Annotated in this window: 25 protein-coding genes and 1 pseudogene; 24 read left to right on the top strand and 2 right to left on the bottom strand. The window is 30.3% G+C overall.

The genetic code is table 11. The features are described from left to right. Nucleotides 1-10 precede the first annotated feature (10 nt). The 24 genes and pseudogenes from alaS to PW5551_RS05585 all read left to right on the top strand — a co-directional run bounded on the left by alaS (nt 11) and on the right by PW5551_RS05585 (nt 23,943). Nucleotides 11-2,642: pseudogene (gene alaS / locus PW5551_RS05700) on the top strand (alanine--tRNA ligase). Nucleotides 2,643-2,644: 2 nt separating this feature from the next. After that, nucleotides 2,645-3,448, top strand: a complete 804-nt coding sequence (locus PW5551_RS05695) for a patatin-like phospholipase family protein (protein ID WP_113074833.1) — start codon at nt 2,645-2,647, stop codon at nt 3,446-3,448. Then, a complete protein-coding gene (locus PW5551_RS05690) occupies nt 3,445-4,083 on the top strand; it encodes a hypothetical protein (protein WP_113074832.1) in 639 nt (212 codons plus the stop codon). The genes PW5551_RS05695 and PW5551_RS05690 overlap by 4 nt, the downstream gene beginning before the upstream one ends. An 8-nt stretch (nt 4,084-4,091) precedes the next feature. Next, nucleotides 4,092-5,240 carry a type II secretion system F family protein gene (locus PW5551_RS05685; RefSeq protein ID WP_113074831.1) on the top strand — a complete coding sequence of 383 codons (1,149 nt, stop codon included), beginning with the start codon at nt 4,092-4,094 and terminating at the stop codon, nt 5,238-5,240. Beyond that, on the top strand, nt 5,218-5,649 hold the full coding sequence (locus tag PW5551_RS05680; protein WP_113074830.1) for a hypothetical protein: 432 nt from the start codon (nt 5,218-5,220) through the stop codon (nt 5,647-5,649). The genes PW5551_RS05685 and PW5551_RS05680 overlap by 23 nt, the downstream gene beginning before the upstream one ends. Nucleotides 5,650-5,668: 19 nt before the next feature. Continuing rightward, nucleotides 5,669-6,145: a hypothetical protein gene (locus tag PW5551_RS05675; protein WP_113074829.1), complete on the top strand. Its 477-nt coding sequence runs from the start codon at nt 5,669-5,671 to the stop codon at nt 6,143-6,145. Next, the gene (locus PW5551_RS05670; protein WP_113074828.1) at nt 6,126-6,527 is read left to right on the top strand and encodes a hypothetical protein; all 402 of its coding nucleotides are present in this window, start codon (nt 6,126-6,128) and stop codon (nt 6,525-6,527) included. The genes PW5551_RS05675 and PW5551_RS05670 overlap by 20 nt, the downstream gene beginning before the upstream one ends. A 13-nt stretch (nt 6,528-6,540) precedes the next feature. Then, nucleotides 6,541-7,131 carry a hypothetical protein gene (locus PW5551_RS05665; RefSeq protein WP_113074827.1) on the top strand — a complete coding sequence of 197 codons (591 nt, stop codon included), beginning with the start codon at nt 6,541-6,543 and terminating at the stop codon, nt 7,129-7,131. Continuing rightward, nucleotides 7,116-9,281, top strand: coding sequence for a hypothetical protein (locus PW5551_RS05660; protein ID WP_113074826.1), 2,166 nt, complete (start codon nt 7,116-7,118; stop codon nt 9,279-9,281). The genes PW5551_RS05665 and PW5551_RS05660 overlap by 16 nt, the downstream gene beginning before the upstream one ends. Nucleotides 9,282-9,291: 10 nt before the next feature. Then, the gene (gene amrB, locus PW5551_RS05655) at nt 9,292-10,116 is read left to right on the top strand and encodes an AmmeMemoRadiSam system protein B (RefSeq protein WP_113074825.1); all 825 of its coding nucleotides are present in this window, start codon (nt 9,292-9,294) and stop codon (nt 10,114-10,116) included. Between the two features lie 14 nt (nt 10,117-10,130). Then, nucleotides 10,131-10,475 carry an Asp23/Gls24 family envelope stress response protein gene (locus tag PW5551_RS05650; protein WP_158526149.1) on the top strand — a complete coding sequence of 115 codons (345 nt, stop codon included), beginning with the start codon at nt 10,131-10,133 and terminating at the stop codon, nt 10,473-10,475. A 16-nt stretch (nt 10,476-10,491) separates the two neighbouring features. Further along, entirely contained in the window at nt 10,492-12,159 is a 1,668-nt protein-coding gene (locus tag PW5551_RS05645) for a DAK2 domain-containing protein (protein WP_113074823.1), read from the top strand. Between the two features lie 45 nt (nt 12,160-12,204). Further along, nucleotides 12,205-13,068, top strand: coding sequence for a glycine--tRNA ligase subunit alpha (locus PW5551_RS05640; RefSeq protein ID WP_113074822.1), 864 nt, complete (start codon nt 12,205-12,207; stop codon nt 13,066-13,068). Next, a complete protein-coding gene (gene glyS, locus PW5551_RS05635) occupies nt 13,061-15,127 on the top strand; it encodes a glycine--tRNA ligase subunit beta (protein ID WP_113074821.1) in 2,067 nt (688 codons plus the stop codon). Before PW5551_RS05640 ends, glyS begins: the two co-directional genes overlap by 8 nt. Before the next feature lie 27 nt (nt 15,128-15,154). Then, complete coding sequence (locus PW5551_RS05630) at nt 15,155-16,255, top strand: TM0106 family RecB-like putative nuclease (protein ID WP_113074820.1); 1,101 nt, start codon at nt 15,155-15,157, stop codon at nt 16,253-16,255. 90 nt (nt 16,256-16,345) lie between these two features. Beyond that, entirely contained in the window at nt 16,346-16,891 is a 546-nt protein-coding gene (locus PW5551_RS05625; protein WP_113074819.1) for a chromate transporter, read from the top strand. After that, nucleotides 16,888-17,451, top strand: a complete 564-nt coding sequence (locus PW5551_RS05620) for a chromate transporter (protein WP_113074818.1) — start codon at nt 16,888-16,890, stop codon at nt 17,449-17,451. The genes PW5551_RS05625 and PW5551_RS05620 overlap by 4 nt, the downstream gene beginning before the upstream one ends. 12 nt (nt 17,452-17,463) lie before the next feature. Next, nucleotides 17,464-18,162, top strand: coding sequence for a deoxynucleoside kinase (locus PW5551_RS05615; protein ID WP_113074817.1), 699 nt, complete (start codon nt 17,464-17,466; stop codon nt 18,160-18,162). Then, nucleotides 18,163-19,623 carry a cardiolipin synthase gene (gene cls / locus PW5551_RS05610; RefSeq protein ID WP_113074816.1) on the top strand — a complete coding sequence of 487 codons (1,461 nt, stop codon included), beginning with the start codon at nt 18,163-18,165 and terminating at the stop codon, nt 19,621-19,623. A 287-nt stretch (nt 19,624-19,910) separates the two neighbouring features. After that, nucleotides 19,911-20,852, top strand: a complete 942-nt coding sequence (locus PW5551_RS05605; RefSeq protein WP_113074815.1) for an ABC transporter substrate-binding protein — start codon at nt 19,911-19,913, stop codon at nt 20,850-20,852. Between the two features lie 28 nt (nt 20,853-20,880). Then, a complete protein-coding gene (locus tag PW5551_RS05600) occupies nt 20,881-21,870 on the top strand; it encodes an ABC transporter permease (RefSeq protein WP_113074814.1) in 990 nt (329 codons plus the stop codon). Then, nucleotides 21,843-22,571 (top strand): ABC transporter ATP-binding protein, encoded by a 729-nt coding sequence (locus PW5551_RS05595; RefSeq protein WP_113074813.1) that lies wholly within the window; start codon nt 21,843-21,845, stop codon nt 22,569-22,571. The genes PW5551_RS05600 and PW5551_RS05595 overlap by 28 nt, the downstream gene beginning before the upstream one ends. A 165-nt stretch (nt 22,572-22,736) precedes the next feature. Continuing rightward, complete coding sequence (locus PW5551_RS05590) at nt 22,737-23,294, top strand: GNAT family N-acetyltransferase (protein WP_113074812.1); 558 nt, start codon at nt 22,737-22,739, stop codon at nt 23,292-23,294. Between the two features lies 1 nt (nt 23,295). After that, nucleotides 23,296-23,943 (top strand): hemolysin III family protein, encoded by a 648-nt coding sequence (locus PW5551_RS05585; RefSeq protein ID WP_113074811.1) that lies wholly within the window; start codon nt 23,296-23,298, stop codon nt 23,941-23,943. 34 nt (nt 23,944-23,977) lie between these two features. Here the strand turns inward: PW5551_RS05585 and PW5551_RS05580 are convergent, their stop codons facing one another. Together PW5551_RS05580 and PW5551_RS05575 are read right to left on the bottom strand one after the other, a co-directional pair. Then, the gene (locus PW5551_RS05580; RefSeq protein ID WP_113074810.1) at nt 23,978-24,862 is read right to left on the bottom strand and encodes a bifunctional enoyl-CoA hydratase/phosphate acetyltransferase; all 885 of its coding nucleotides are present in this window, start codon (nt 24,860-24,862) and stop codon (nt 23,978-23,980) included. A 27-nt stretch (nt 24,863-24,889) separates the two neighbouring features. Then, nucleotides 24,890-26,266, bottom strand: coding sequence for an MATE family efflux transporter (locus PW5551_RS05575; protein WP_113074809.1), 1,377 nt, complete (start codon nt 26,264-26,266; stop codon nt 24,890-24,892). Nucleotides 26,267-26,597 lie beyond the last annotated feature (331 nt).

Genomic DNA, 26,597 nt, shown 5'->3' with positions numbered 1-26,597 from the left:
AAAAATATATATGAAATACCGTAACTCTGAAGAAATCAGAGAATTATTTTTGTCTTTTTTTGAGAAAAAAAAATCACAAAAGGCTTTCAAGTGCTTCGTTGTTACCTAATGATCCTCAATTATTATTCACAGTAGCTGGGATGGTCCCTTTCAAACCTATATTCTGGGGGAAAGTGGAACCCACATACAAAAGAATAACTACATGTCAAAAATGTTTAAGAACAAATGATATAGATAATGTAGGGCGAACAGCCAGGCATCATACTTTTTTTGAGATGCTGGGAAATTTCTCTTTTGGAGACTATTTCAAAAAAGAAGCGATAGAGTGGGCATGGGAATTTTTAACAGAAGAATTGGGGTTATCTTCCGACAAACTTTGGGCATCGGTATATGAAACGGATGATGAATCTTTTTATATTTGGGAGAATAACATAAAATTGCCAAAAAATAAAATTCTGAGATTTGGTAAAGAAGAAAATTGGTGGGGACCAGCCGGGCCAACAGGGCCGTGTGGACCTTCATCAGAAATTTATTTTGACACAGGACATATAGAAAATTGTCCCGATTCAGAAAATTGTACCCCTGCCTGTGATTGTGGACGTTTTGTTGAAATATGGAATATAGTATTTACAGAATATTATTCTGATGAAAACGGTAATCTTTCAACTCTTCCAAGAAAAAATATCGATACTGGGGCAGGTTTTGAAAGGATTTGTGCAGTAGTTCAAGACAAGTACGATAATTTTGAATCAGATTTGTTTAAAGAGATAATTGAAAAAATAGAAAGTTTATTTAAAGTAAAATTCCGAGAAGACAAAAACAAAGATGTTTCCATAAAAGTAATTGCCGACCATGCAAGAGCGGTATCTTTTTTGATTTCAGAGGGACTTATTCCTTCGAATGAAGGCAGAGGATATGTTTTAAGAAGATTGATCAGAAGGGCTGTCAGGCATGGAACCTTACTAGGAGCAAATCAACCTTTTTTAAATAGTGTGCTTAAAACTGTTATTAAAAAGATGGGAGATATATACCCTGAGCTAAAAGAAAAAGAAAAATTAATATTAGAGATAGCAACTGTAGAAGAAAGGAAATTTATTGAAACGATGGGCAAGGGTATAGAAAGGTTGAACAATATATTAAGCTCTCTAAATGATGAAAAAACTCTTCCTGGAAATGTTGCGTTTGAACTTTATGATACATATGGATTTCCGTTGGATCTTACAAGAGAAATTGTATCTGAAAAAGGGATGAAGGTAGATGAAGCAGTATTTGAAGAATTAATGGGAAAGCAAAAAGAGATGGCAAGATCTGCTTCTGGCAAAGTGGAATATGATGAATCTAAATCTGTTTATAACGAGATAGATAAACATTTACCTTCAACTATTTTTATAGGTTACAATGAACTTGTTTCAAATGAAGAAGTGAAATTGATAATAAAAGATGACGAAATAGTCCAAAAAGTTGAAGAGGGAGAAGAAGCGGAATTGTTTTTTATAAGGACCCCGTTTTATGCTGAAAAAGGAGGACAAGTATCTGATAAAGGAATTATTTTTAATGAAAATTTTGAGGCTGAAGTTATTGATGTTAAAGCTGTAAAAAATGATATCGTATCTCATAAAGTAAAAGTTAAAAAAGGCTTCTTGAGAGTTGCTGATAAGCTAACTCTCAAAGTCAATAAAGAAACAAGAAAAGCCATAGAAAAAAATCACACCTCCACTCATCTTCTTCATACCGCATTAAGGAAATTAGTTGGCAGCCACATCAAACAAGCTGGATCGTATGTTGGACCAGATAGGTTAAGGTTTGATTTTACTCATTACGAGCCTCTAACTCTCGAACAAAAACACCAGATCGAAGTTTTAATAAATCAACAAATACAAAAGGCTCTACCAGTTAAAACTTACATAAAAAGTATTGAAGAAGCAAAGAATATGGATGTTATAGCCCTTTTTGAAGAGAAGTATGGTAATACTGTAAGAATTGTTGATATAGAAGGATTTTCAAGAGAGCTTTGCGGAGGCACCCACGTTACAAATACGGGAGAGATAGGTCTTTTTAAGATTGTTGATGAGTATTCAATTTCCTCTGGGGTTAGAAGGATAGAGGCTGTATCCGGTATGGAATCTTTAATTATGGTTTCAGAATTAGAAAAAATGATAAGAGACCTTTCTTATATTCTAGAATCCCCTAAAGAGAAGTTATTAGAAAAGGTTGAAAATATCGTTGAAACAGTTAAGAATCAAGAAAGAGAGATAAAAAAACTTCAATCTATTCTCTCAGTAGAGAAAACTCAAAATTTAGTAGAAAAACCGTTAATAATAAAAGATGAAAAAGTAATAATCGGTGAATTGGAAGGCGTTGAAAAAGATGTTCATTCCAATACTGCCGATCTTTTACTTCAAAAGTTGAAACGTGGAGTAGTAATAGTTTTCAATAAAAATAATAACGAAAGTATCAGTTTGGTTGTTAAAGTTTCTAAAGATGTTACAGATAAATTTCACGCTGGAAAAATTGCAAAAAAAATCTCTTCTTATTTAGATGGTGGCGGAGGTGGTGGGCCTACTTTCGCCCAAGCTGGTGGGAAAAAAGTTGAAAAGCTAAAGGATGTAATGGATCATATATCTGATTTTTTGGAGGTTTAAAGGTGTTAGCCCTTTCGTTATCTGGCGGGGGAGCAAAGGGTGCCGCACATGTAGGTGCTCTTTTAGAACTTGAAGAGTTGGGTATTAAGTTTGATATGATAGTTGGAACGAGTATAGGGGCTCTTGTTGGAGCTGGTTATTCACTTTTGGGTGAAGCAAAACCTTTGCATGATTATGCTTTAAGATTAGGAAAAAGTGTATTATTAAAAAAAATGCCAGGTTCAAAAAATGTCCCTTCGTTTTTGACCTGTATAGGAGCAAATTTATTGCCCTCAATCTTTCCTTCATATGTTTATTTTTATATATTAAAAAAAATCTTTAAAGGCGTAAAATTTGAAGATTTAAAAATGAATTTTTTTTGTACAGCTGTCAATCTTGAAAGTGGAGAATTAGAAATCTTTAATGAAGGACTTCTTTACCCTGCTTTAAAAGCAAGTATGGCAATGCCCGGAGCTTTTAGACCTGTAAAAATAAATGGAATGAGATATATAGATGGTGGGGCTTTAGAAAAAACTCCAGTATTAACTCCAAGAAATCTTGGTGCTGATAAGGTTATTGTGTTGAAACTTTTATCAAAAAAAATAAAATTTAAAGAAGTCAAGAATTCTGCTAGTGCATTTGAAAGAATAGACGACATAAGAGAGAAAATTTCAGAGGATTTAACAAAAAGCGGTGAGAATCTCATCATAGAACTTCCTACAGAAAATTTTCACACATTGGATTTCACTCAAACTAAAGATTTAATCGAAACCGGAAGGAAGGCAATTTCAGATAAAAAAGACCTTATATTGGAGACAATATCATGATCTTGGTAGTTGGAGGTTACGGCTGGAAAGGTATAGAAGTTGCAGAAAAAATTAAACATTTAAATTTAAAAAGATATGATAAAATAATCACTAATGGTTTGCCCGGCTTTTTTATGGCTTGTAATTATTTAAATAAAAAAGAATTATCAAAAGAAGTAGTCAAAAGTTTAAAGCCTTATTTAAATACGGTAGATAAAGATTACCCTTTGTTTGGAAATATAAAAAATTGTTTTAAACTCAATTCATCTTTTGGGGATTATAATTACGAGTTTGAATTAGATATAAAATTAGACTTTAATTTAGAAATAGAAATTATAAACTTAAAATCAAAGAAAATTGAAACTAAGCGAATAGATACACTGAAAGGAGCATTTTATTACTCCACTCTTTTACCAGGGATAAGACCCCCATCAAATGACTGGTATAATACTTCTTCGTTTTCTAGAGCACCTTGCTATTCACTATTAAAGTATAAAGATGAAGAAATAGAAATATACGCTGACTCTTTAAAATACAATAAATCTTCAACGATACAAAGATTGTACAAATCGATACAAGTTATGAGAAGTAGATATTTTTATAAGATATGTATTGATAAAGTAAGTTCTCAAAACAAAGTGAAATTATTATCTTAGGGGGATAAGTGAAAAAGCTTTATAAGGTATCAGTCGAAGAAATAGATTCAAAGAAGAGATATAATTTTTATATAACTTTGAACCCAGAAGAAAAAATTGACTTTTTTTTAAACAATTTGAGTATTAGAGTTATCAACATAAAAGTTGATAGCTTTTATTTTAGTTCAAAAAAATTCAATATTGATCAAATGATTACATTAGTTGATAATTTGTATTTACTTGTAAATTCGGGTATGTCACTGTTTGAAGCTTTAGAGTTTTTAGTTTTCAACGAACAAGTTGATAAGTTCACAAAAGGCATAGTTACCAAAATTTATTTTTTAGTCAGAAAAGGTTTTAATTATGAAACTGCATTTGATTTTCCAGAGATAGATAAATACTTTAAATATACAATTAATATTTCAAAAACAACCTCAGTTCTCAGGCAAAACTTAGCTAATTTAAAAAATTATTATAATAATATGAAACTTTCAAGGTCAACTGCCGAAAAATCTTTAATTTATCCTCTAGTAGTTCTTTCTTCTATTTTAATTCTATTATTTCTATTAAATTTTTTTATTATCCCTCAGTTTTCTAATTTGTTAGGTTATGAAATAACTTTAGGTTTTTCAACATATATGTTGATAACTATGTTGATAATTTTTATCTTGGGGTTGATAATTTTTATTGTTGGAAAAAAGAACGACCTTTTATGGATTAAGATACCTTTAGTAAAGACTCTTTATAAAAACTATGTTCTGCATGATTTTACACGAAACGTAAATTTATTGTTGAAGAGTGGGTTTACCATATATAATTCACTAGAAATAGTATTGTCACACATAAAATCTCATTACATATATACTAATTTTTTATCTGTTTATTTGGATATAGAAAAGGGAGAGGATTTGACAGAAGTATTTTCAAAAGTTAAAGATGTCAAGGAATTATCTTTAACCATGAGTGTTTCAAAAAGAAAAGGAAATTACCGTGAAGTTTTTGATTTTTTGGAAAAATTTTATTATTCTTCGTTTAAAGATATGGCGGATAAAATTATGAAGATGATCGAACCAATTTTAATAATTTTTTTATCCATAATTATTTTGAGTTTAGCTATAGAAGTATATTCAAATGTCTATTTAGGGGGAATGGGTTTTGAAGTTGAAGGCTACTTGTAAAGATTATAATAAAGGTTTTTTGCTAATTGAAGTTGTAATTTCTTTACTTGTCGAAATTATCTTTTTCTCTTCAATAAGTTTTTTTGTGGTAGTTCCACTTAAAGAGTACTTCACGACTCTTACTGAAAAATTTATCGCGTCTGAAATGGTTTATAAAACAAGGAGCGCTTCCATGCATTATGGAGAGGATTATAACTTAAACGGGATAATCTCTTCTCAAATTGTTCAAGGAAAGATTAAGATTGTTACTAACGATATTAAGTACTACGTAACAGGAGAATCAGGAGAAGCTCTTTGGTGGTATGAAGGGAAAATTATAACCCCTGGAGGAAAAATTATAAATTCTGAAGGAGAAACTATTTTTAATGTTGTTCCGGTTACTGGTATACTAACTAATCCTAAAAAATGATATTTCTAGGTAGGTGAATTTGAAAATTAAAAATAATAAAAATGATATAATCAATTTCAAATTCAAGGGTAAAAGTGTAGCTATAAGTCATATGGATTGTTTTATTAAACCCTTTGAAAATGAATTTCAATTGAGGAAAACATATTTTGAAGAGTTATCTTCTAATAAAATCGTTTTTAAAAAGATATATTCTTCTCAAAAAGATTATTTTCTGATAATCAACAAGAAATATTATAAAAAATGGAAAAGATCAATTTTGTTTGATATTCTTTTACCGGTTCAGTCGATTTTTCTAAAAAAAGTCTTAGAATTCCCAGAAGGAAGGTACATAATAGGAAGTGAACATAATAATTATGAATTTATCAGAGATAGTGAATTTGCATATTCAGCTCGGGAAGTTGTTGAAAAAAATGAATATTTCTATAACAACAATGAATTAATAAGGTTGGCTTTGAACAGTTTGGAGGATAAAAAAGATGTTTTTATTAGAATCTAACGTGAGAAAAATTCTTAAAATTTTGCTTTTACTAGTCTTAATATTTCTTTTTATAATTCTATTTTTTGAAATCTTTAGAAAACATCAAGACTTTTTAGCTATCAAACAGTTTGGGAGTCAGTTAAATTATAGTTATACTAATTATATTAGTAGAGTTTCAACTCAAAGAGAAAAATTATATGATTTCTTAATTTTTCTAGATAACAATGATTTCAAGATTATAGAATTTAATTATTCTTATAATTATGGTTTATATGCAAAAGTTGCTAAAATAATGTCCGCTTCAGAAACGATAACGAGTAAATATTCATTGACAGAAATCACAAAGGTTAGAATAGAAGACAAATACTTTTTGATTTTAGAGATTAAAGAATTGAATTAGGAAGTGAAGAAAAATGAAACCTTATTTAATTTTAATTACCCTATTACTCATTGGGATTTTATTCATAAGAAATTATGAAATATCTAATTCTAATTCTAGTTTAGAATTGAAGATTAAAAGCGCCATGGATATCAATGACAATTTTTCTTCGAAAGTATTGCAAGAAAAATTTGATGAAATATTACATTCTCAACTTTTAATAGAAAATCTCAATCTTAGTAGAAACACAGAGTATTTTTTTGATCTTCCAGATGATTTTACTTTTTCTGTATATTTTTCTAAACCACAATTTCAACATATTGCGGTTAAAACTCAACTTTCATCATCTTTTTTTCAAAATACTTCTATTTTCAACAGCTTTAAAATTGAATTGAATGATCTTTGGAATGAAAAAGAAATTATTTCAAAATATGATAAGTCAGGAATTGAATTTTCAGGTTATTACCAAAACGAAAAAGGAGAAAAGGTTGGATTTCTTTATTATTTTGATGAATTGTTAAAGGTGTCTGTTGGAGATAAAATTGGGGAAGATCAGGTTTTAGAAGTATTTGAAGACGGAATCTTAATTTTAACAAAGGAGAAGAATTTATGTGCAATTTTCTAGTAAAATATCAAAGATTTTTAATTTTATTTTTATATATAATTTTTATATTGCCAGCTAGTTTTTTTGCTTTTTATATTGATTATGATATATCGTCTAATTCGAATATACTTTACTTTGAATCTGAAAATGTCTTTCAAATATTCTCTAACGATAATAAAACCATTTATAAATTAATTTTTGACTCTCAAGAATTTGAGCAATCCTCATACAAAATAAACAAAGGCCCAATGAAAGAAATCTCTTCTTCCAAAGATACTTTAACTATAAAATTCTTATACCCAATGAAAAATGTAGAGGTAAAAAAAGATAAAATTACATTTTATGGGTATCTACCTGTAACTTCGCAAAAAGTCAGTTTTGAAAAAATAAAATTAAATGATGCTATTGAAATGATTTTTAACTATGTTGGATGGAATTGGATAAAAACCGATGAAATTCCAGATGCAACCCTATCAGTGAACTCTAAAAAAATAAGTGTAGAATATTTTCTTAGAATGTTAGCAGAAGTATATTCTCTAAATACTACTTTTTATGATGAAAACACTCTTTTATTAGGCAAAAATTCATATCTTTTTGAAAATGATCTACCTTTGTTTATAGAAAATATAGAGAAAATTAGTTCTGAAAATGCTGTAGCAACTGACGAAAGTACTTTAAATTCGATAATTTTTGATCATTCAAAAATACATAACAGTCAATTAGAGGAAGATGTTCTTATTCTTTTAGAATCAAAATATGATCTTACTAGTTTAAAAGAACTTTTTAATTGTAAGGTTGTGTTATTCGATGGAAATCAATATGCAATTCTAGCCAAAGAAAGTCAGAAGGAAAAGATCGACCAACTGTTAGAGTATTTGGATTCTATTTCTACTTTTACTCCTTCAACTTCTTTGGTAGAAATAGATGAGAATATAGAAAAGGATGAAAAAACTATAAAAAATGAGAAAGAAATCGAAGAAAGTTATGAGGTTTTTATTTCGGAATATGATCTTTCTTTTTTGAGTGATATCTTTCCTGTTAGAGTGTATAAATTGGATGATAATAATTATTTCATCCAAGCAGATAAAGAAACTCTTAGTTTAGTTGATGGAGTTATTAGAATTATAAATACCAAAACAAGTATAGAGGAAGATGTCAAACTTTCTGAAGAAAAAAAAGTGACCCCTGAAGCTACGATAAAGAAAGAAATTGTTTCTATACCAGTTAAAATGACCGATTTTTTTGATAAAATATTTATAGAAGAAAAGATAAAATTTTCAAAAGTTTCGATTCTCGAAAATAATGTTCTCTATCTTTTGGAATATGAAGAAAACCAAAAAGAATTCGTTCAAAATATTTTTAATGTGATTGATTCTAAAGATACTAAAGTTAAAATTACTCTAAAAGAATTAATCTCATTAATTGCCGAAATCGAATCTATAAACGTTATATCAGATTTTGAAAATGATAAAGAATTATACATTAACAATTTTGATATAGATATGCACTCTTTACAACCATACTTAGTTACACAAGATGTAATGTATGAAAAAATAGGAGAGAATACATATAGATTTTTTGAACAAAAAAAGTTGCTGAAATACGAAGTATTTCTTTTTTCAGGGCAGAATATTGATAGATTTACTATAGAAGAACTTTATCTACTAACTAAACAGTTTGATGGTATAATTAGAAATGGTAAAGATTCCGCTTCTTTGATATCTAAACCGGTGATTTATGTTAACGAAGAGAAAGAAGCCTCCATAAAATCTGTATTATCAGTTCCTGTGTTTGATGAAGATGGGAAGATAATTTCAAAAATTGAATCGGGATTTGTGATGAAAATATATGGAAGTTACGATAATATAACAGATGTAGTTGATACTCAGTTACAAATAAGTATTAGTGAGTTAAAAAGCGAAGAAAAAAATATTGTGGATGAAAGAAGTATAAGTAGTCATTTTATAATACCAAATGGTGGTTTTATTAAACTAGGTGGTTTAAATTTTACAAGTGTAGTCGAAAATAAAACTGGGATACCTATTTTGAAAGATATACCGGTGGTTGGGAAGTTGTTTACGTCATATAATAAAACAGAAAATATTTACGATTTGTTTATTATAATTAACGTAGAAGTTTTAAATGGGCCTCAATTTGAAGATTATTTTTAGGTGAGAGTATATGGAAAGAAAACCGGTGGTAGCGGGATTTTTTTATCCATCAAATCTGCAAGAGTTGAAAAGAGTTGTAAGGGATTTTTATGGGGAAAGTTTTAAAGTTAACGGAAATACTTTAATTCCTCCTATAGGAATAATAGTACCTCATGCTGGGTACATATACTCAGGCGAAACTGCTGCTAAAGCGTTTAAAAAAGTCTTTGAAAGAGGCGTTGTAAAACGTGTCTTTCTGTTAGGTCCTAACCATACAGGTATGGGTTTACCTATATCAATTTTTCCTGAAGGGTCTTGGGAAACTCCTTTTGGTAAAGTGCAAGTTGATGGTGAAATCTCTAAATATATTTCAAAAGCTTTAAATATACCTAATGATGAAATTGGGCATCTACAAGAACATTCTTTGGAAGTTCAGTTGCCTTTTATTCAATATGTCATGGATAATAACTTTAAAATCATTCCAATATGTATGATGGATCAATCGAATTCTGCCGCAAAAAAAATCGGGCAAGTTTTAAGAGAGATAATTTCAGATGGTGATTTAATAGTCGCCTCATCTGATATGAATCATTATGAAAGTCACGAAACCACTTTAAAAAAAGACCAAAAAGTTATAGAAAAAATAAAAAATATGGATATAGAAGGTATTTATGATACAATTAAAACATACAAAATAACTATGTGTGGTTATGGACCTATCTCAACTTTGCTATACATGGGATTTAATGATATAGAAATAATTGAGCATGTTACTAGCGGCGAAAGAAGCGGAGATTTTGAAAGTGTTGTTGGGTATATGTCTGCAATTTTAACTTCAGTAAAAAACATTAAATAATGGAGGTGAACCTCATGTTAATGGAAACGGAATTTGGAACCATTGATGTTAAAAGCGAAGTAATCAAAGAATTAGTTTATAAAGCGGTTATTGAATCTTATGGAGCCGTTGAAATCACTGGGAAGCAAGGTTTTTTTGATAGAATATCGAGTCTGTGGTCAAAAAGTGAAGACAGAGGAATTAATATTTTAGAAGATGAAGAAAGTGTTACTGTTGAGCTTTACCTTGTGCTTGAATACGGTTTACCTATAAAAAAAGTTGCTCAAAATATACAAGAAAATGTTCATCATAGAGTAAAATCCATGTTAAATTTCAACAATATTAAAGTGAATGTGAGCATATCTGGATTGAAATATTGAGAGAAGGTGTAATTCAATGCAGAGATTTTTGTATGCTAAAGATTTGTATATAGCGCTAAAAAAAGGTACGGAAGAATTATCTAAGAACAGAGATGAAATAAATGCGTTAAATGTTTTTCCGGTTCCCGATGGAGATACTGGAACAAATATGTTAGCAGGTATGCTCGAGGCATGCAAAAGTATGGATGAAGTAGAAGATAAAGATGATATGAAATCTATGATGGAAGCATTAAGAAGAGGTCTTTTATTAGGTGCCAGAGGTAATTCTGGAGTTATTCTTTCACAAATATTTAGAGGTATGACGGAGGTTTTAGAAAAAAAGAAAAGGATTAACACTCAAGATTTTTTAAAAGCTCTTCAAAATGCAAGGGAACTGGCTTATAAAGCAGTTATGAAACCTGTTGAAGGAACTATGCTTACTCTTATAAGAAGATTATCGGAACAGATGGAAGAGACCATGAAAGATGAAAAAGATTTTCTCCTTTTTTTTGAAACAATGACTAAATACTCATTTGAAATAGTAAATGAAACACCTAAATATTTAAAAAAATTACGTGATTCTAATGTTGTTGATGCGGGTGCGAAAGGCTTTGCCTACATTATTAAAGGTATAAATGATGCAATTCATGGAGATATAGAAATAGAAATAGAAAGATTAGAAGAAGCTTCTCCTGAAGAGATAGCAGAAATAGCTTATGAGGAGTTAACTTTTCAGTATTGTACAGAGGCGATTGTAAAATTTAATAAGAGACCAGTTCAAAAGAGAATTTTAGAAGAACTAAAAGGTTTTTTGGAAAGTATTGGAGATTCTATTGTTTTGGTTAATCAAGAAGAAATATTGAAATTACACGTTCATACAAATCATCCAGGTTTGGTCTTTGAAAAATTTTTGGAATACGGAGAACTAATTAAGACAAAAATTGATAATATGAAAGCTCAGCATGAGCATGTTATTGAGGGGCAAAAAGAAAAAAAATCTAACGATATTCAACAAGCTAAAGTATCTAATCTCAATAATAAAAACAATAAAAAATGGGGTATAGTTGCTATTTCTCCAGGGAAAGGAATATCTAATATTTTTAAAAGTTTGGGAGTAGACGAGATTATTTTTGGAGGACAGACAACTAACCCCAGTGTAAAGGATATTTCTAATGCTATTAATAAATTATCCCAAAAAAAGGCTATCGTGCTGCCCAACAATCCTAATATTATTGTGGCAGCAGAAAAGGCAAAAGAATTAACAGATAAAGAAGTTTTAGTTTTACCTACAAAACATATTCAAGAAGGGATAAGTGCAATGTTAGGATTTAATGATAGTATGGATAGTGAAGAATTAACTGAATCCATGACGGAATATATTAGGTCAGTTGTTCCTATCGAAGTAACTTATGCTGTAAGAGATTCTGTTGTAAATGGTGAAAAAATAAAAAAAGGCGAGTATCTATTATTTATTGGGAAGGAGTTAAAATCTCATAGTAAAAACATCTACAAAGAAGTCGAAAAAGGTTTGGAAGAACTTATTAAAAAAGGATATCAGATGGTTACAATTATATACGGAGAAGGAGCAAAGAAAGAAAAAATCGATCAATTAGTAAAAAATTTAACACAAAAATTTGCAGATATAGAAATTGAGATACACGAAGGTGGGCAAAGGCATTATCCTTTACTAATCTCTGTTGAATAAAGGTTCACAATTTGTTATTATAGTTAAGAAATGGAGGAATAACTTTTGTACATTCAAGAAGTGATTATAAATTTAGAAAAATTTTGGTCTGATTTTGGATGTGTCATAGATCAACCGTATGATTTAGAAATGGGGGCAGGGACGTACAGTCCCGCCACTTTTTTTAGGTCCTTTGGAGAAAATGAGTGGAAAGTAGCTTATGCACAGCCTTGCAGAAGGCCAACAGATGGTAGGTATGGTGAAAATCCTAACCGAATGCAAAGATTTTATCAGTACCAAGTAGTAATTAAACCATCTCCTGAAAATATTCAAAACATCTATATAAATTCTTTAAAATCTTTAGGAATTTCTCCTAAAGAACATGATATTAGATTTGTCGAAGATAATTGGGAATCACCGACTTTAGGTGCTTGGGGCGTAGGTTGGGAAGTGTGGCTTGATGGGATGGAGATTACCCAGTTTACCTATTTTCAACAAATGGGCGGGGTGCCATTAACTTTTATACCTGTTGAACTAACATACGGTATCGAAAGGATAGCTATGTATCTCCAAGGGGTAGATAACGTTTATGAAACTATGTGGAATAAAAATGTAAAATACAAAGAAATATATAAAGAGAATGAAAGACAGTTCTCTATTTATAATTTTGAGATAGCAGATACTGAAATGCTTAAAAATCTATATTATACTTACAAAAGAGAGTTTCAATCTCTTATAACAAAAGGATTGTATCTTCCTGGGTACGATTATTTAGCAAAATCTGCGCATGTTTTCAATTTATTAGATGCAAGAAATGCTATAGGAGTTAATGAAAGGCACCAATATATTTTAGATATAAGAAATATGGCCAAGAGCTGTGCAAAATTATATATAGAGAGTCTGGAAGAGGAGGTAATCGACGTTGAATAAAGTAATTTTTGAATTAGGCGTTGAAGACTTACCTCCTACTGAATTTGACAGTATAAGAACTCAACTAGAAGAAGGATTGAAAAATTCTTTTGAAATGAATGGGATTACTTTTTTATCTTTAAGAATATTTATAACTCCCAGAAGATTTGGTGCTTATATTGTAGGATTACCTGATAAACAACCTGATAAAAAAGATGAAAGAAAAGGTCCTCCAAAAAATATTTGTTTTGATAAAAACGAAAAACCCACAAAAGCACTTGAAGGTTTTGCGAAGAGTTCAGGAGTAAAAGTAGAAGAAGTTCAATTCAAATGGTTTAATAATTGTGAGTATGCATATATAGAATTAATAAGAAAAGGCGAACCAACGAAAATCATATTGAAAAAGATCATATCAGAAATAATAAACAAAATGACCTTCAAAAAAAGTATGAAATGGGGTACAGGGAAATATTCATTTGTGAGGCCAGTTCATTGGTTAATGGCTATATATAACAATGAAATCATAGATTTGGAATTGTTCGGAAAAATGGCTTCAAAAAAGAGTTATGGTCATCGTTTTTTTGGAGAGGAGATATTAGTTCATACTCCTGAAACTTTTTTTGATAATTTAAAAAGAAATTATGTTATACCTTCATATGAAGAAAGAATAGAATTGATAGAAAGAGAAATAAAAGAATTGCAAGAAAAAAACGATATAGAGGTTTCTATAGAAGAACATAAAGATTTAGTTGAAGAGATAGCGAAGATGGTGGAATTTCCACAAGGAATCGTTGGAACTTTTGAAGGAAAGTACTTATCTTTACCACAAGAAATTGTAGTTGCCACGGTAAAACATCATCAGAGAAGTTTCGTTGCTATGAAAGACGGTATTATAACAAATAAATATATAGCCTTTCAAGATGGTTTAGACCGTGAAAAAAATGTAATCAACGGTTATAGCAGAGTTATAAACGCTAGGTTAGATGACGCCGCTTTTTATTATGAAGATGACTTAAAAGTAGATATAGAAAGTCGACTCGAGCAACTCAAAGATATTATGTATCAAGAAGGGCTTGGAAGTTATAAAGAAAAGTGTGAAAGAATTTCAAAATTATCTATAAAAATTGCAGAGAAGCTTGGAATAAAAGATTTGGAATTAGTTAAAAGAGCTGGAATTTTGTGTAAAATAGATATACCTTCAAAGGTTGTTTATGAGTTTCCCGAATTACAAGGAGTTATGGGAAGAATTTATTTGAAACATAAAGGCGAAGAAGAAGATATTTATTTAACTGCACAAGAGCATTACAAACCACTTTCTGAAAATGATGAAATATCAACTAACTTAATTGCAAATATAGTATCTTTAGCGGATAAGATCGATGATATTGTAGGTTATTTTGGTATTGGTAAAGTTCCATCGGGATCCAAAGATCCTTTTGCTTTGAGAAGGAAAGTTTTTGGGATTTTGAGGATATTACTTTCTTTTGAATGGGATTTAGATCTTGAATATCTTTTTAGATTGTCACAAGAAATTTATAATGAAAGTGGGAAAAATAATATCTCAATTTCACTTGAAGATAATAAGTTAAGAGATTTTATTGCCAACAGATTAGAAACAATTCTAGAAAAAGAGAATATAATTAAAGAATCAACAAATTCCGTTTTAATTAATTCATTTAAGCCTTTAAGGGCTTATTTGGCTGCTAAAAGCTTAGACAAATATTTCAAAAAAGAAGAATTTCAGAATTTTATAATTGCATTTCAAAGGGTTAACAATATTTCTAAAAATCATAATAGTGATAAATACTATGGAAGATTGTTTGTAGAAGATGCAGAAAAGTCATTATTTCAAAGGTATTTAGAAGTAAAAACCCAATTTGAGTATCATTTGAAAAAATTGGATTACGATGGAGCTATAGATGCTTTGATCTCTCTTAAAGAAGATATTGATAGATATTTTGATAATGTCTTTGTGATGTCAGAAGACGAGTCTATAAGGAACAATAGGCTTAGTTTCTTGAAAGTCCTATCAAAATTATTTTATGAAATTGGAGACATAGAAAAGTTATATAAAGGATAAATGTTGGAAATGAGGCGTTTTTGGTAAATGGATTTACTTTATTATGAGAATTTTAAACATTGCACCTACTTTATACCTACTTATAAAAGAGAAGGAATTTCTTTTGAAACGAACATCAATGGATTAAAAGTTCAGGCTAATTACGAAAGTATTGATAAGGGTGTAGTAAAAATTTTTAGAATGGGTCAAAGATTTAAAAAATCTTATTGGCTACATATATATGCTGTATACAAATATTTTGAAGAAAAGGGAACTAATCTAAAAAGAATTGTTTTAGAAACTCCCAATGGCAGTGAAGAAATAAGTATTACAGAAATTCTTTTAAAAGAGAAATGGATAAAAAAAGAGTTTAATAATCTTTCGCCAGAAAAGAAAAAACATGGGCCGCACTGTAAGTTTTGCAAGTTAAAAAACGATTGTCATATTCAGTTTCTAAAAGGTGGAGACTATTCGGTTGTTCCAAATTTTAGTAAAAATATGGTTGAAGAATTAAAAAAGATGAATCTTGATCCTATAAATATTATAAAAACTGATCAGATTGAAAAATTTGGAAAAGAATTCAAAAAACCTCTTTATAACTTAAAATCACTAGTTGAAAATAAATCATATGCCATTAATAGGGCCGATCTTCCGAGTGATTATATTGTATTTGATGTGGAAACGTATAAGAATAAAGATTTTTTGTTTGGTTTTTTAGATGAAGATAGGTATATTCCTTTTTTCCTTGGTAAAAACGGGATAAAAGAAGTTGAAAAGATGGTTGATTATCTTTATAATAAGGACAAATTGTTATTGCATTACGATCAAAATGATATAACAGCTCTTAGAAAACTTTCTTTCATGTATCCAAAGTTGAAAGGAAAAATAAACAAGATTGTTTTAAAATCTTGTGATCTATATGAAATCATAAGAAAGAATTACAGTTTGCCTGTTGTTTCTTATTCTTTAAAAGATATAAGTAAATATTTTGGTTTCTCCTGGCAAACAGAATTAAATGGATTCACCGTTATCCTTGAATACTCTTCTTATTTAAAAGGGAATCAAGAATCATTAAATAAGATTTTCAGATACAATGAAGATGATTGTAGAGCCACGAAAGTTGTATTAGAAAATCTAAGAAAAATCTAATGTCAATAAATCATAATTATTTAAAAAAGACCTATGTATAGTGTGTGCTGTACATAAGTCTTTTTCAATGAAAAGGAGATTCAAAGACATATGAAAGAATTATGGGAAATATTTATAACTTTTGCCAAGATTGGTAGTTTGACCTTTGGGGGAGGTTACGCTATGTTGCCTATGATTCAAGAAGAAGTTGTAAAAAAACATAAATGGGCGACAGACGAAGAAGTTATAGATTATTATGCTATTGGACAAAGTACTCCAGGAATAATTGCCATAAACACTTCCACTTTTGTTGGTTATAAGTTAAGGGGAATTTCTGGAGGTATCTTTGCCACCTTGGGAATGGTTTTTCCTTCTATAGTAATAATAACCTTAATAGCTATTTTCTTTCAAAGATTTCAAGAATACGAAATAGTTCAACATGCCTTCGGCGGATTAAGAGTCGCTGTTGTTGCTTTAATATTGAACGCGATAATAAATATGTGGAAAAAGTCTATAAAAGATAATATAGGTATAATAATCTTTCTAATATCTTTTTTGGTTGCAGCTTTTTTAAAGGTTTCACCCATCGTAGTTGTAGTAATATCTTTTTTAACAGGTATTATCCTTCAAAATAAAAAAGAAGCTGAAAATAGATGATTTACCTATTATTGTATTTTGAGTTTTTTAAAATTGGGCTTTTTTCAATAGGTGGCGGATTAGCAACCATACCATTTTTACAAGAACTCTCCTACAAATATCCATGGTTAACAGCTCAGGATTTAGCAGATTTTATAGCGATCTCAGAATCTACTCCAGGTCCTATAGGAATAAACACAGCTACGTTTGTAGGTTTTAGAGCTGGCGGAATATTTGGTGGTATAATAGCTGTACTGGGAATAGTTACACCATCTATAATAATAATTAGTTTGATAGCTCATTATTTTTCAAGATTTAACGAAAAACCTTTAGTTCAAAACGGATTTTATGCATTAAGGCCAGCAGTAATAGGATTGATAGCTGCGGCAGGATATGAAGTAGCAAAGGTAGCTCTTTTCAATTTAGAAATCTTTTATAATACTCAAAATTTGTCAGATTTTTTTAATTTAAAAGGAATTTTGTTGTTTCTTGTAATAATTTATCTTATGAAAAGATTTAAAAAACACCCAGTAGTATATCTTGGTTTAGCTGCAGTAGTTGGAATAATATTCAAATTTTAAAGGAGATTATTAATGAAAAAAGGGATGCTAATTGTTATAGAATCAGGCACAGATGCAAGTGGAAAAGCTACACAAGCTGAAAAGTTATGCGCCAGATTACGAAATGCGCATGTAAATGCTATTAAAGCAGAGTTTCCAAACTATAAAAGCGAGTCTTCTGCTCTTATTAAAATGTATTTAAAAGGAGAATTTGGAGAAAATCCTGAACAAGTAAATCCTTATGCTTCATCTACTTTTTTCGCTGTGGATAGGTTTGCAACATATCAAAAAGAATTAAAAAGTTTTTATGAAACAGGAGGAATAATAATTGCAGACCGGTATTCTACTTCTAATATGATATATCAATCTTCAAAATTTGAGAAAGTTAAAGAAAGAGACGAATTTTTAGAATGGTTATGGGATTTAGAATTTAAGAAATTTGAGTTACCAGAGCCAAAACATGTTATTTTTTTGGATATTCCCCCACAAGTAAGCATTAATTTATTGAAAAAAAGAAAAGAAAAAATAATAGATCTTAAGGGAAAAGATATTCATGAGAAAGATATTAATTACATTAATAAAACTTACCAAAATGCCAAATATATCGCTAAAAAATTCAATTGGAAAATAATTAATTGTATGAAAAATAATAAAAACTTAAAAACCATAGAAGAAATTCACGAGGAGATTTACTCTTTTTGGGAATTAATTAAGAAGGGCGAGGGAATATAAATGGCTTTTGCTGTTATATTTGAGTTTGGTTTTTGGACATTATTTGTATTAATATATGCCGTAATTGCAACAACTGTAGTAATTTTGGAAAGAAAAAGGCCAGAGAAAACCATAAGCTGGCTTTTAATTTTCGCTGTATTTCCTCTTATAGGATTTGGAGTATATCTTTTTTTTGGAAGGAATTGGAAACGGAAAAAATTAACAAGTGACCTTTATCTTGATTCAAAACCAACTCTTTCTGAAAATGAAAGAAAGAGTTTAATAGATACTCTAGGAGAAGTTGGAACAGAATATATTCAACTTATTACCCTATTGAAAAGAAATTCTAAATCCCCATTATTTATTGGGAATAAAATTGAAATCTTTAAAAACGGGAAAGAAAAGTTTGAAGATTTTTTTAGGGAAATTGAAAGTGCCAAAAAAACTATAAACTTAGAGTATTATATAGTTAAAGATGATGAAACAGGAGAAAAACTGAAAGATTTGTTGATTAAAAAAGCAAATGAAGGTGTGGAAATTAAATTTGTTATGGATAAAATAGGATCGGGGCGACTTAAAAAAAGTTATATAAAAGATTTAGAAAATGCAGGTATAGAAGTTGCTTTCTACAGTTATTTTTTATCTCCTTTGCTAAAATTTATGAATACTCAAGTTAATTATAGAAATCATAGAAAAATCGCTGTTATAGATGGAAATGTTGCTTTTATTGGAGGAATAAACATAGGAGATGAGTATATTGGAAAAAGCAAAATGGGATATTGGAGAGACCTACATTTAAAAATTAAAGGAGAAGCAGTTACTGGATTACAGAAGGTCTTCTTAGAGGATTACAAAAAAATAATAAAAGCAGAAAAAAAAGAGGAAAAAATAGATACAAAAAAGTACTATACAAAACAAGAAGCAGTTGGAAATTCACTGATACAAATAGCATTAAGTGGTCCAGAATCTGAAATGCCTTCAATAATGCAGATGGTTCTTAAAATGATTAACATTGCAAAAGATCACATATATATAACTACCCCATACTTCATACCAAACGATAGTATAGTTTCCGCTATAAAAACCGCTGCCCTTTCAGGTGTTGATGTGAAGATATTATTTCCAGGGAAGATGGATCACTTTTTAGTGTATTTTGCTTCTAGAACTTACTTAGAAGAACTTATAAAATATGGGGTTGAAGTATATTTTTATAAAAAAGACAGGTTTATACACTCAAAATTTATTTCTGTTGATGGTTTGATTTCTACAGTGGGTACAGCAAACATTGATATCAGAAGTTTTGAGTTAAATTATGAATCTAACCTTTTAATATACGATAAAAAAGTTACACAGCGGATAGAAGAGATATTTTGGAATGATTTAAAAATCAGTGATCTTATATCAAGCCACTACTTCAATACAATGCCTTTCTCAGTTAAATTCATAGAAGCTTTTTCTAGAATTTTTTCAAATCTTTTGTAAATATTTTATTTTTCTCTTGACAAATCTTCTTTTTTAATGGTATAATCTCAAAAATTAATTTTGAATTAAGAGAGGGTTACTATGAAAAAAAATTCATGTTTAATTCCTTATTCTAATTTAGATAATAATTATAATCACTTTTACTTTTGGTATTGGAAAGACACCTGATTTGGTGCCTATTCAATGCCTGTTTTTCAAAAAAAGGTTGAAAGGTAAAAAATCGGGTGTCTACGAAAAAGTAGACACCCTTTTTTTATACGTCAAAAAACTTTCGGAGGTGTAAAGGTATGAAAAAGTTAGCATTAACATTGAGCGTTATATTGTTGGTAACATTATCTTTTTCTGTTAAGATTGGAATTACTCAAATCGTTGACCATCCTGCTTTAAATAGGATTTATCAAGGTGTACTCGATTATCTAGAAGAAAAGAATGTTGATTTTGAATTCGAGCATCAAAGTGCTCAAGGCGCCTTTCAAAACGCAATAGCGATTGCGAATAAGTTTAAAAACGATGTTGATATTATAGTAGCTATAGCAACTCCTTCGGCACAAGCAGCTGCCACAGAAATAAAAGATAAACCTGTTGTTTTTAGTGCAGTTACCGATCCAATAAGCGCCGGTCTAATTCCAAAATTCGGGAAAAATCCAGGAAATGTTGTTGGAATAAGCGATATGGTACCTGTAGAAACACATGTTAATCTTATGAGATCAATATTTCCAAATGCTAAAAATTTAGCTATACTTTACAATCCTGGAGAAGCAAACTCTGTATTTCTTGCCGATCAAACTAAAAAATTTGGTTCCCAGTTGGGATTTAATGTGATAGAAATCACAGGAACAAACGCCAGCGAACTTGTTACATCTTTAAATGCTAATGCAAATAGAATAGATGTTGGATACTTATACACAGATAATCTTGTTGCTTCATCTGCTGAAATTTTAGGTCAAGTATTCGAAAAATTAAATATTCCAGTTGTGGCTGGAGATATAGATATAGCAAGAAATACTTCTGTTTTGGGATTCGGATTTGATTATTATCAAGTAGGAATTGAAACAGGGAAGATTGTATACGATCTTATAAACGGCAAAAAACCATCAGAAATTGAATCTCGAGTGTTAAGTGCTGATTCACTCACCTTTTACATTAACTTAGACAGAGCCAAAAAGCTAAACGTAACTATTCCACAACAATTTATAGAAATAGCAGATGAGGTTGTAGGTGTAAACTAGGAGTTTTAAGATATATTAGGAGGAAAAAATGGATTTAATAGGTATATTAGAACAAGGTTTAATTGCGTCCTTAGCGGCTATGGGAGTATTTATAAGTTTCAGGGTAATAGATCTTCCAGATTTAACTCCAGATGGGTCATATGTTTTAGGGGGAGCAGTAACCGTCGCCTTTATGTATGCTGGAATGCCATGGTTATTGTGTATGATTCTGGGAGGATTAATGGCAGGCTTTTTTGGGATAATAACTGCCATAATTCACAACAAACTAAAGGTTAATTCATTATTAGCTAGCATCTTAGTAATGACTATGCTTTATTCAATAAACATTAGGGTAATGAATGGTCCAAATATCTCTGTACCTAAAGAAGTAAAAGCACAACAGGAAGCACAGTATACAGAAAGAACAAAGTTAGACGATCTTTTAGGAATGAGTTCAAACAGAGAAACACAGGATTATATTACTATAGAAGAATCAAAGGAAACTTTGTCTCCATTTAGACAAAATTCAGGATATAACTCCACTCTTTTAATAACGTTAGTAGTTATAATTTCAACTGTTTTAACAATTATTTTTTTAAGAACAGAATTTGGAATAGCTCTAAGAGGGTATGGAGGTAACAAACTTGGAATTAAAAACTTGGGAATGAATCCTGAAATTATGAGTATAGTAGGATTGTTTTTAGGGAACTTCTTTGCTGGATTATCTGGGGCTTTATTTTCTATGTATGGTGGATTTTCGGATGTAAATATGGGACAGGGTATAGTAGTTACTTCATTAGCAGCAGTGATATTGGGAGAAATAATATTTGGTAAATTAAATCTCTTTTACAATATGCTTTGTCCCATAATCGGAGCTGTTGTATATCAATTTTTACTTGCCTTGGCTATGAGATATGGTTATACAATAGGATTTCAATCCAGTGATATGAAATTAATAACCGCTTTATTCATAATAATTGTAATCGGATTAAGGAGGGTGGAATTTAAAAAATGGTTGAGCTTAAAAACATCAGAGTAGTATACAATAGAAATCAAGTGAATGAGAAAATTGCTTTAAATAATTTTGATCTATCTATTAAAAAAGGAGAATTCGTCACTATAATAGGTCCAAATGGTGCGGGGAAAACAACACTTTTCAAAGTACTCACAGGTGAAGTAGTATTAGAACAAGGAGAATTCATTTTAAATGATAGAATTATTAAGCGGACAAAACCGTATAAGCTTTTTAGAAATGTAGGAATAGTTTATCAAGAGCCTGATAGAGGTGTATTCCCTGATCTCACTTTAGAAGAAAATCTTATCTTAGGCTCAAAAAAAGGCAATAGGTTCTTCTCTTTTGGTAAATACAAGGGACTTGAACTTTTAAAATCTTTGAATATGGGGCTAGAAGACAGATTAAGAACAAAAGTAAAGGAATTTTCAGGAGGACAAAAGCAGGCACTTGCAATGGTACTTGCTTCAATAACAAAACCTGATCTTTTACTATTAGACGAACATACTGCAGCACTTGATCCAAAAAATGTGAAAAAGGTAATGGAACTTACCATGAAGATAAACAAAGAATTGGGATTAACAATAATCATGGTTACACATAACATGAAAATTGTAGAAAGGTATGCTGGTAGAATAGTAGAAATCAAAGATGGAAAAGTTACAAAAAATTTTGTTTATGAAAGGACGGATACGCAAGAAGAAAAGAAAGAAATAAAAGCTATTTGAAAACGAAAAAATTTAAGAAATTTAATTGATTAAGTTTCTAAATTGTGCTCATTTTGAGTATAATTTGTAATTATAGAATCATAGCAACTTTTCTTTTGTATACAGGAATTTTTCATTAACATATGATATAATGCATATAAGTTAGAAGAAAGAAGGGAAAATAATTTGAGCAAATATTTTCGGAAAATAGTTGGAGAAAAATGTTATTTATCACCTGTAAATCCAGAAGACTTTGAAGAATATACTGAATGGTTAAATGACCCTGAAATATATGAAAACCTTCAAGTACAACCTAGTATTATCTCATTATATAAAGAAAAAGACATATTAGAGAAGATGGCTAAAAGCAACGATACAGTTTTCGCTATAGTAGATTTAAAAGAAAACAAGCTTATAGGTAACTGTGGTTTGCATAATGTTGATAGTATAAATCAAACTGCTACATTAGGGATATTCATAGGAGATAAAGAATATTTGTCTAAAGGCTATGGCACGGAAGCTATAAAATTGCTATTAAATTATGGTTTTAGATTTTTAAATCTTCAAAATATAATGCTTGAAGTTTTTAGTTATAATAAAAGAGCTATAAAATCATATAAAAAAGCTGGTTTCAAAGAAATAGGAGTGAGAAGAAAAGCTAAGTTTTTCAAAAATGAAAGATTCGATATCTTATTTATGGATATTTTAAAAGAAGAATTCTTAAACTTGAAAGGGGAATCATGATTTGAAAGATTTAGAGAATGTAGAAAAATTTTCTATAAGAGAGGAAATAGCCAACGCTGTAATTCATGGTATAGGGGCATTACTGAGTATAGTTGCATTAGTCTTGTTGGTGGTTTTTTCAGCTATCAACAAACAACCTTGGAGCATTTTTAGCTCTATTATTTATGGTTCTTCTTTGATAATTCTTTATTCGGCTTCTACACTTTATCATAGTTTCCAGAACAAAAAGGTTAAAGAACTTTTTGAAATCTTTGATCATTCAGCAATCTATATTCTAATAGCAGGAACTTATACCCCTTTTGCCCTTATTACATTGAATGGACGTTTAGGATGGATTTTATTTTCTGTTGTATGGATTTTGGCGGCTATAGGAATTTTGTTTAAGATCTTCTTTGTTAAAAAATTTATGATACTTTCAACACTCCTATATATAGCCATGGGATGGCTAGTTGTTTTTGCAATGGGGCCTTTAGTAGAAAATTTAGATTTTTGGGGTCTTTTTTGGTTGGTAATAGGTGGAGTTTTATACACATTGGGAACAATTTTCTACATCTGGCGTAAAATTCCTTATCATCATGCGATATGGCATTTAATTGTATTAGCAGGAAGTATCTGCCATTTTTTCTCTGTATTTTTTTATGTGATTTAATACTTCTTAGTTTGGTTTTTACCTATTCATTTCTTCAAGCGTTTAGAACTCCGAGTGCAAGAGCCACTAGTTTGGATTGCGAGTTATCCGATCTAGAAACCACAACAACTGGAGCTTTAGCTCCAACAATCATACCGGCTACATTCCCACCCGAGATATACACAGCTGATTTTCCCAATATATTTCCTGAATGAATATCAGGAACTATTAATATATCCGCTTTACCTGCGACATCGCTTTTTATATTTTTGATTTTAGCTGCTTCTTCACTAATAGCATTATCTAAAGCCAAAGGCCCATCTATTATGCAATCTTTTATTTGGCCTCTTTTGTTCATTTGAGATAGAATCGAAGCGTCTATTGTTTCTGGCATATCGGGGTTTACAACTTCAACAGCAGCTAAAATAGCAACTTTTGGGATGTCTATTTCAAGGTTTTTGGCAACCTTAACAGCATTATTTATAATATCAATTTTCTGGGTTAAATCAGGGTTAATTATCATTCCGCCATCACTTACTAGCAGTAACCTTTCTAAATATGGTGTTTCAATAGCAGCTACGTGAGAGAGCAAACTTCCTGTTCTTAATCCCCATTCTTTGTTTAAAACCGCTTTTAAAAGTTCAGAGGTTTTTATTTTTCCTTTCATCAAAAGATCTGCGGCGCCGCTTGAAACTAGTCTTACTCCTTTTTCTGCAGCTTCTTTGGGGTCTTCGGCTTCTATGATATCAAAATCTTGTTCTATACTTTCAAGATTTTTTGCTATTGTTTCTTTATTGCCAACTAAAACTGGATTTACAAAACCTTCTTCATAAGCCATGGAAATTGCCTTTAGAGCTTCTAAATCTTCTGCTCCAACTAAAACGACATTTTTTCTGGTTGAAGATTTAGCCTTTTTTAAAAGTTCTTGGAAGTTCTTCATTCTTTATGCCTCCCTTAACTTCTTTTACTATGCTTTATTAGGAGCTGCTTCTTCTATAACAGGCTTCTTCCAATTTCCAAAGACTAAAAAGCCCATAGCAAGTAAAACAGCCGAGAAATTGCTTATTATCATGGCTATAAAAACTCCTATATAGCCGTGGGTTTCTGCCAAGAAAAACACCAACGGAACTCTTATCCCCCATAACCTTATCATATCTATAATAGTAGATTGTGTAGTATGGCCCGTTCCTCTTAAGGCGCCTAAAAAAATTGAAACGAGTGAGAAAAAGGGAAGAGAAAAAGATACATATCTAAAGAACTCCTCTCCTACTTTAATCACATCTGGGTCGTTTATGAAAAATTGTGTTATGTTGTGGCCAAATAAAAACATAAAAGTAGAAGCTGTGCCTACAATCAGCAGAGTTGCAATTGAAGCTTTTTTCACTGTTTCATCGGCTTTTTCAGGTTTTTTTGCCCCAACGTATTGACCTGCCATGGTTGCAGTTGCCAAAGAAATACCCATAGCAAACATAGTGATTAAATTGTTCATTCTATTTCCAATACCATAACCACTAATTACAACAGGTCCAAATTGGGCTATAACTCCCATTATTATAGCGAATCCTATTGCAGTAAAAGATTCTCCGATTGATGAAGGCAATCCTATAGATAACACCTTTTTTATTATCTTAATATCCGGAGTAAAATCTTTGATATGTATTTTAAAACCTTCACTACCCTTAAATAATAGTACTAAAAAAGCTATCGACATAATTGCTTGAGCTAACAAAGTAGCCAATGCTGCTCCAAAAACTCCGAGTTCAAATTGAAAAATAAAGATAGGATCAAGAACCACATTTAAAAGAATGGCTATTCCATTAAATTTTAAAGCAATTAGAGAATTACCCCATCCTCTGAAAATTCCTGCAATGGTTTGCATTAAAAAACTAAAAGGTAAACTCAAAGATATAATTTTCAAATATATTTGACTGAGTTCAAGTAATTCTGAATTTAATTCTAATAGCCCCAAGATTGGTTTATTAAAAATCATTATAACGGCCATAATTGAAAAAGAAACTAATGCCATCACTATAATAGTTTGTGAAGCGGATTTTTCAGCCTTTCTTTGGTTCCCGTAACCCGTATATTGTGCTACCATGGATGTTCCTGCGTAAGAAAATCCAGCGCTAAAAGAAATGAAAACGAATATTAATGGCCAAACTACCGTGGGAACGGATAGTTCCAACGCACCCAACTTTCCTAAGAAAAAAGCGTCAGTTATGTTGTAAATTGCCTGCATCATATTTATCAATACAATCGGCCATGCAAGAGTGAAAAGTGCTTTCCATATTGGTATTTTCAAAACATCAACTTTTCCTGAAATCTTTGTTTTTATTTTAGTCACCTTCTATTGTTAAAAATGATTCGTTATCCGTATTAATATATTACCAAAATAAAAGGATTTTTATGTTAAAAAACAAGCCAATTGTATTAAAATTTTATAGCTTTGAGTATTAAATTATCAATAAAAAAAGCTGCGGTATTATGATATGATACCTCCAAATTAGACGCGTAATTAATAAAAATTACAAAACTACTTTGGAGGTATAATTATTATGTTACGGTCTCACTCTTTAATTCCTCTCTTGAGAGGTTTTTGGTTTTAATTCCCCGCAAAATTAGCCCCTGTTGGATTTGGATAAAGTAGGGGGAGTAGTAAAATAAAAATAAGTATG

Origin of the sequence: Petrotoga sp. 9PW.55.5.1, assembly GCF_003265365.1 — a bacterium.
Classification (GTDB): Bacteria; Thermotogota; Thermotogae; order Petrotogales; family Petrotogaceae; genus Petrotoga.
The sequence above is the reverse complement of the archived record's forward strand: the minus strand, read 5'-3'. Positions and strand labels throughout refer to the sequence as shown.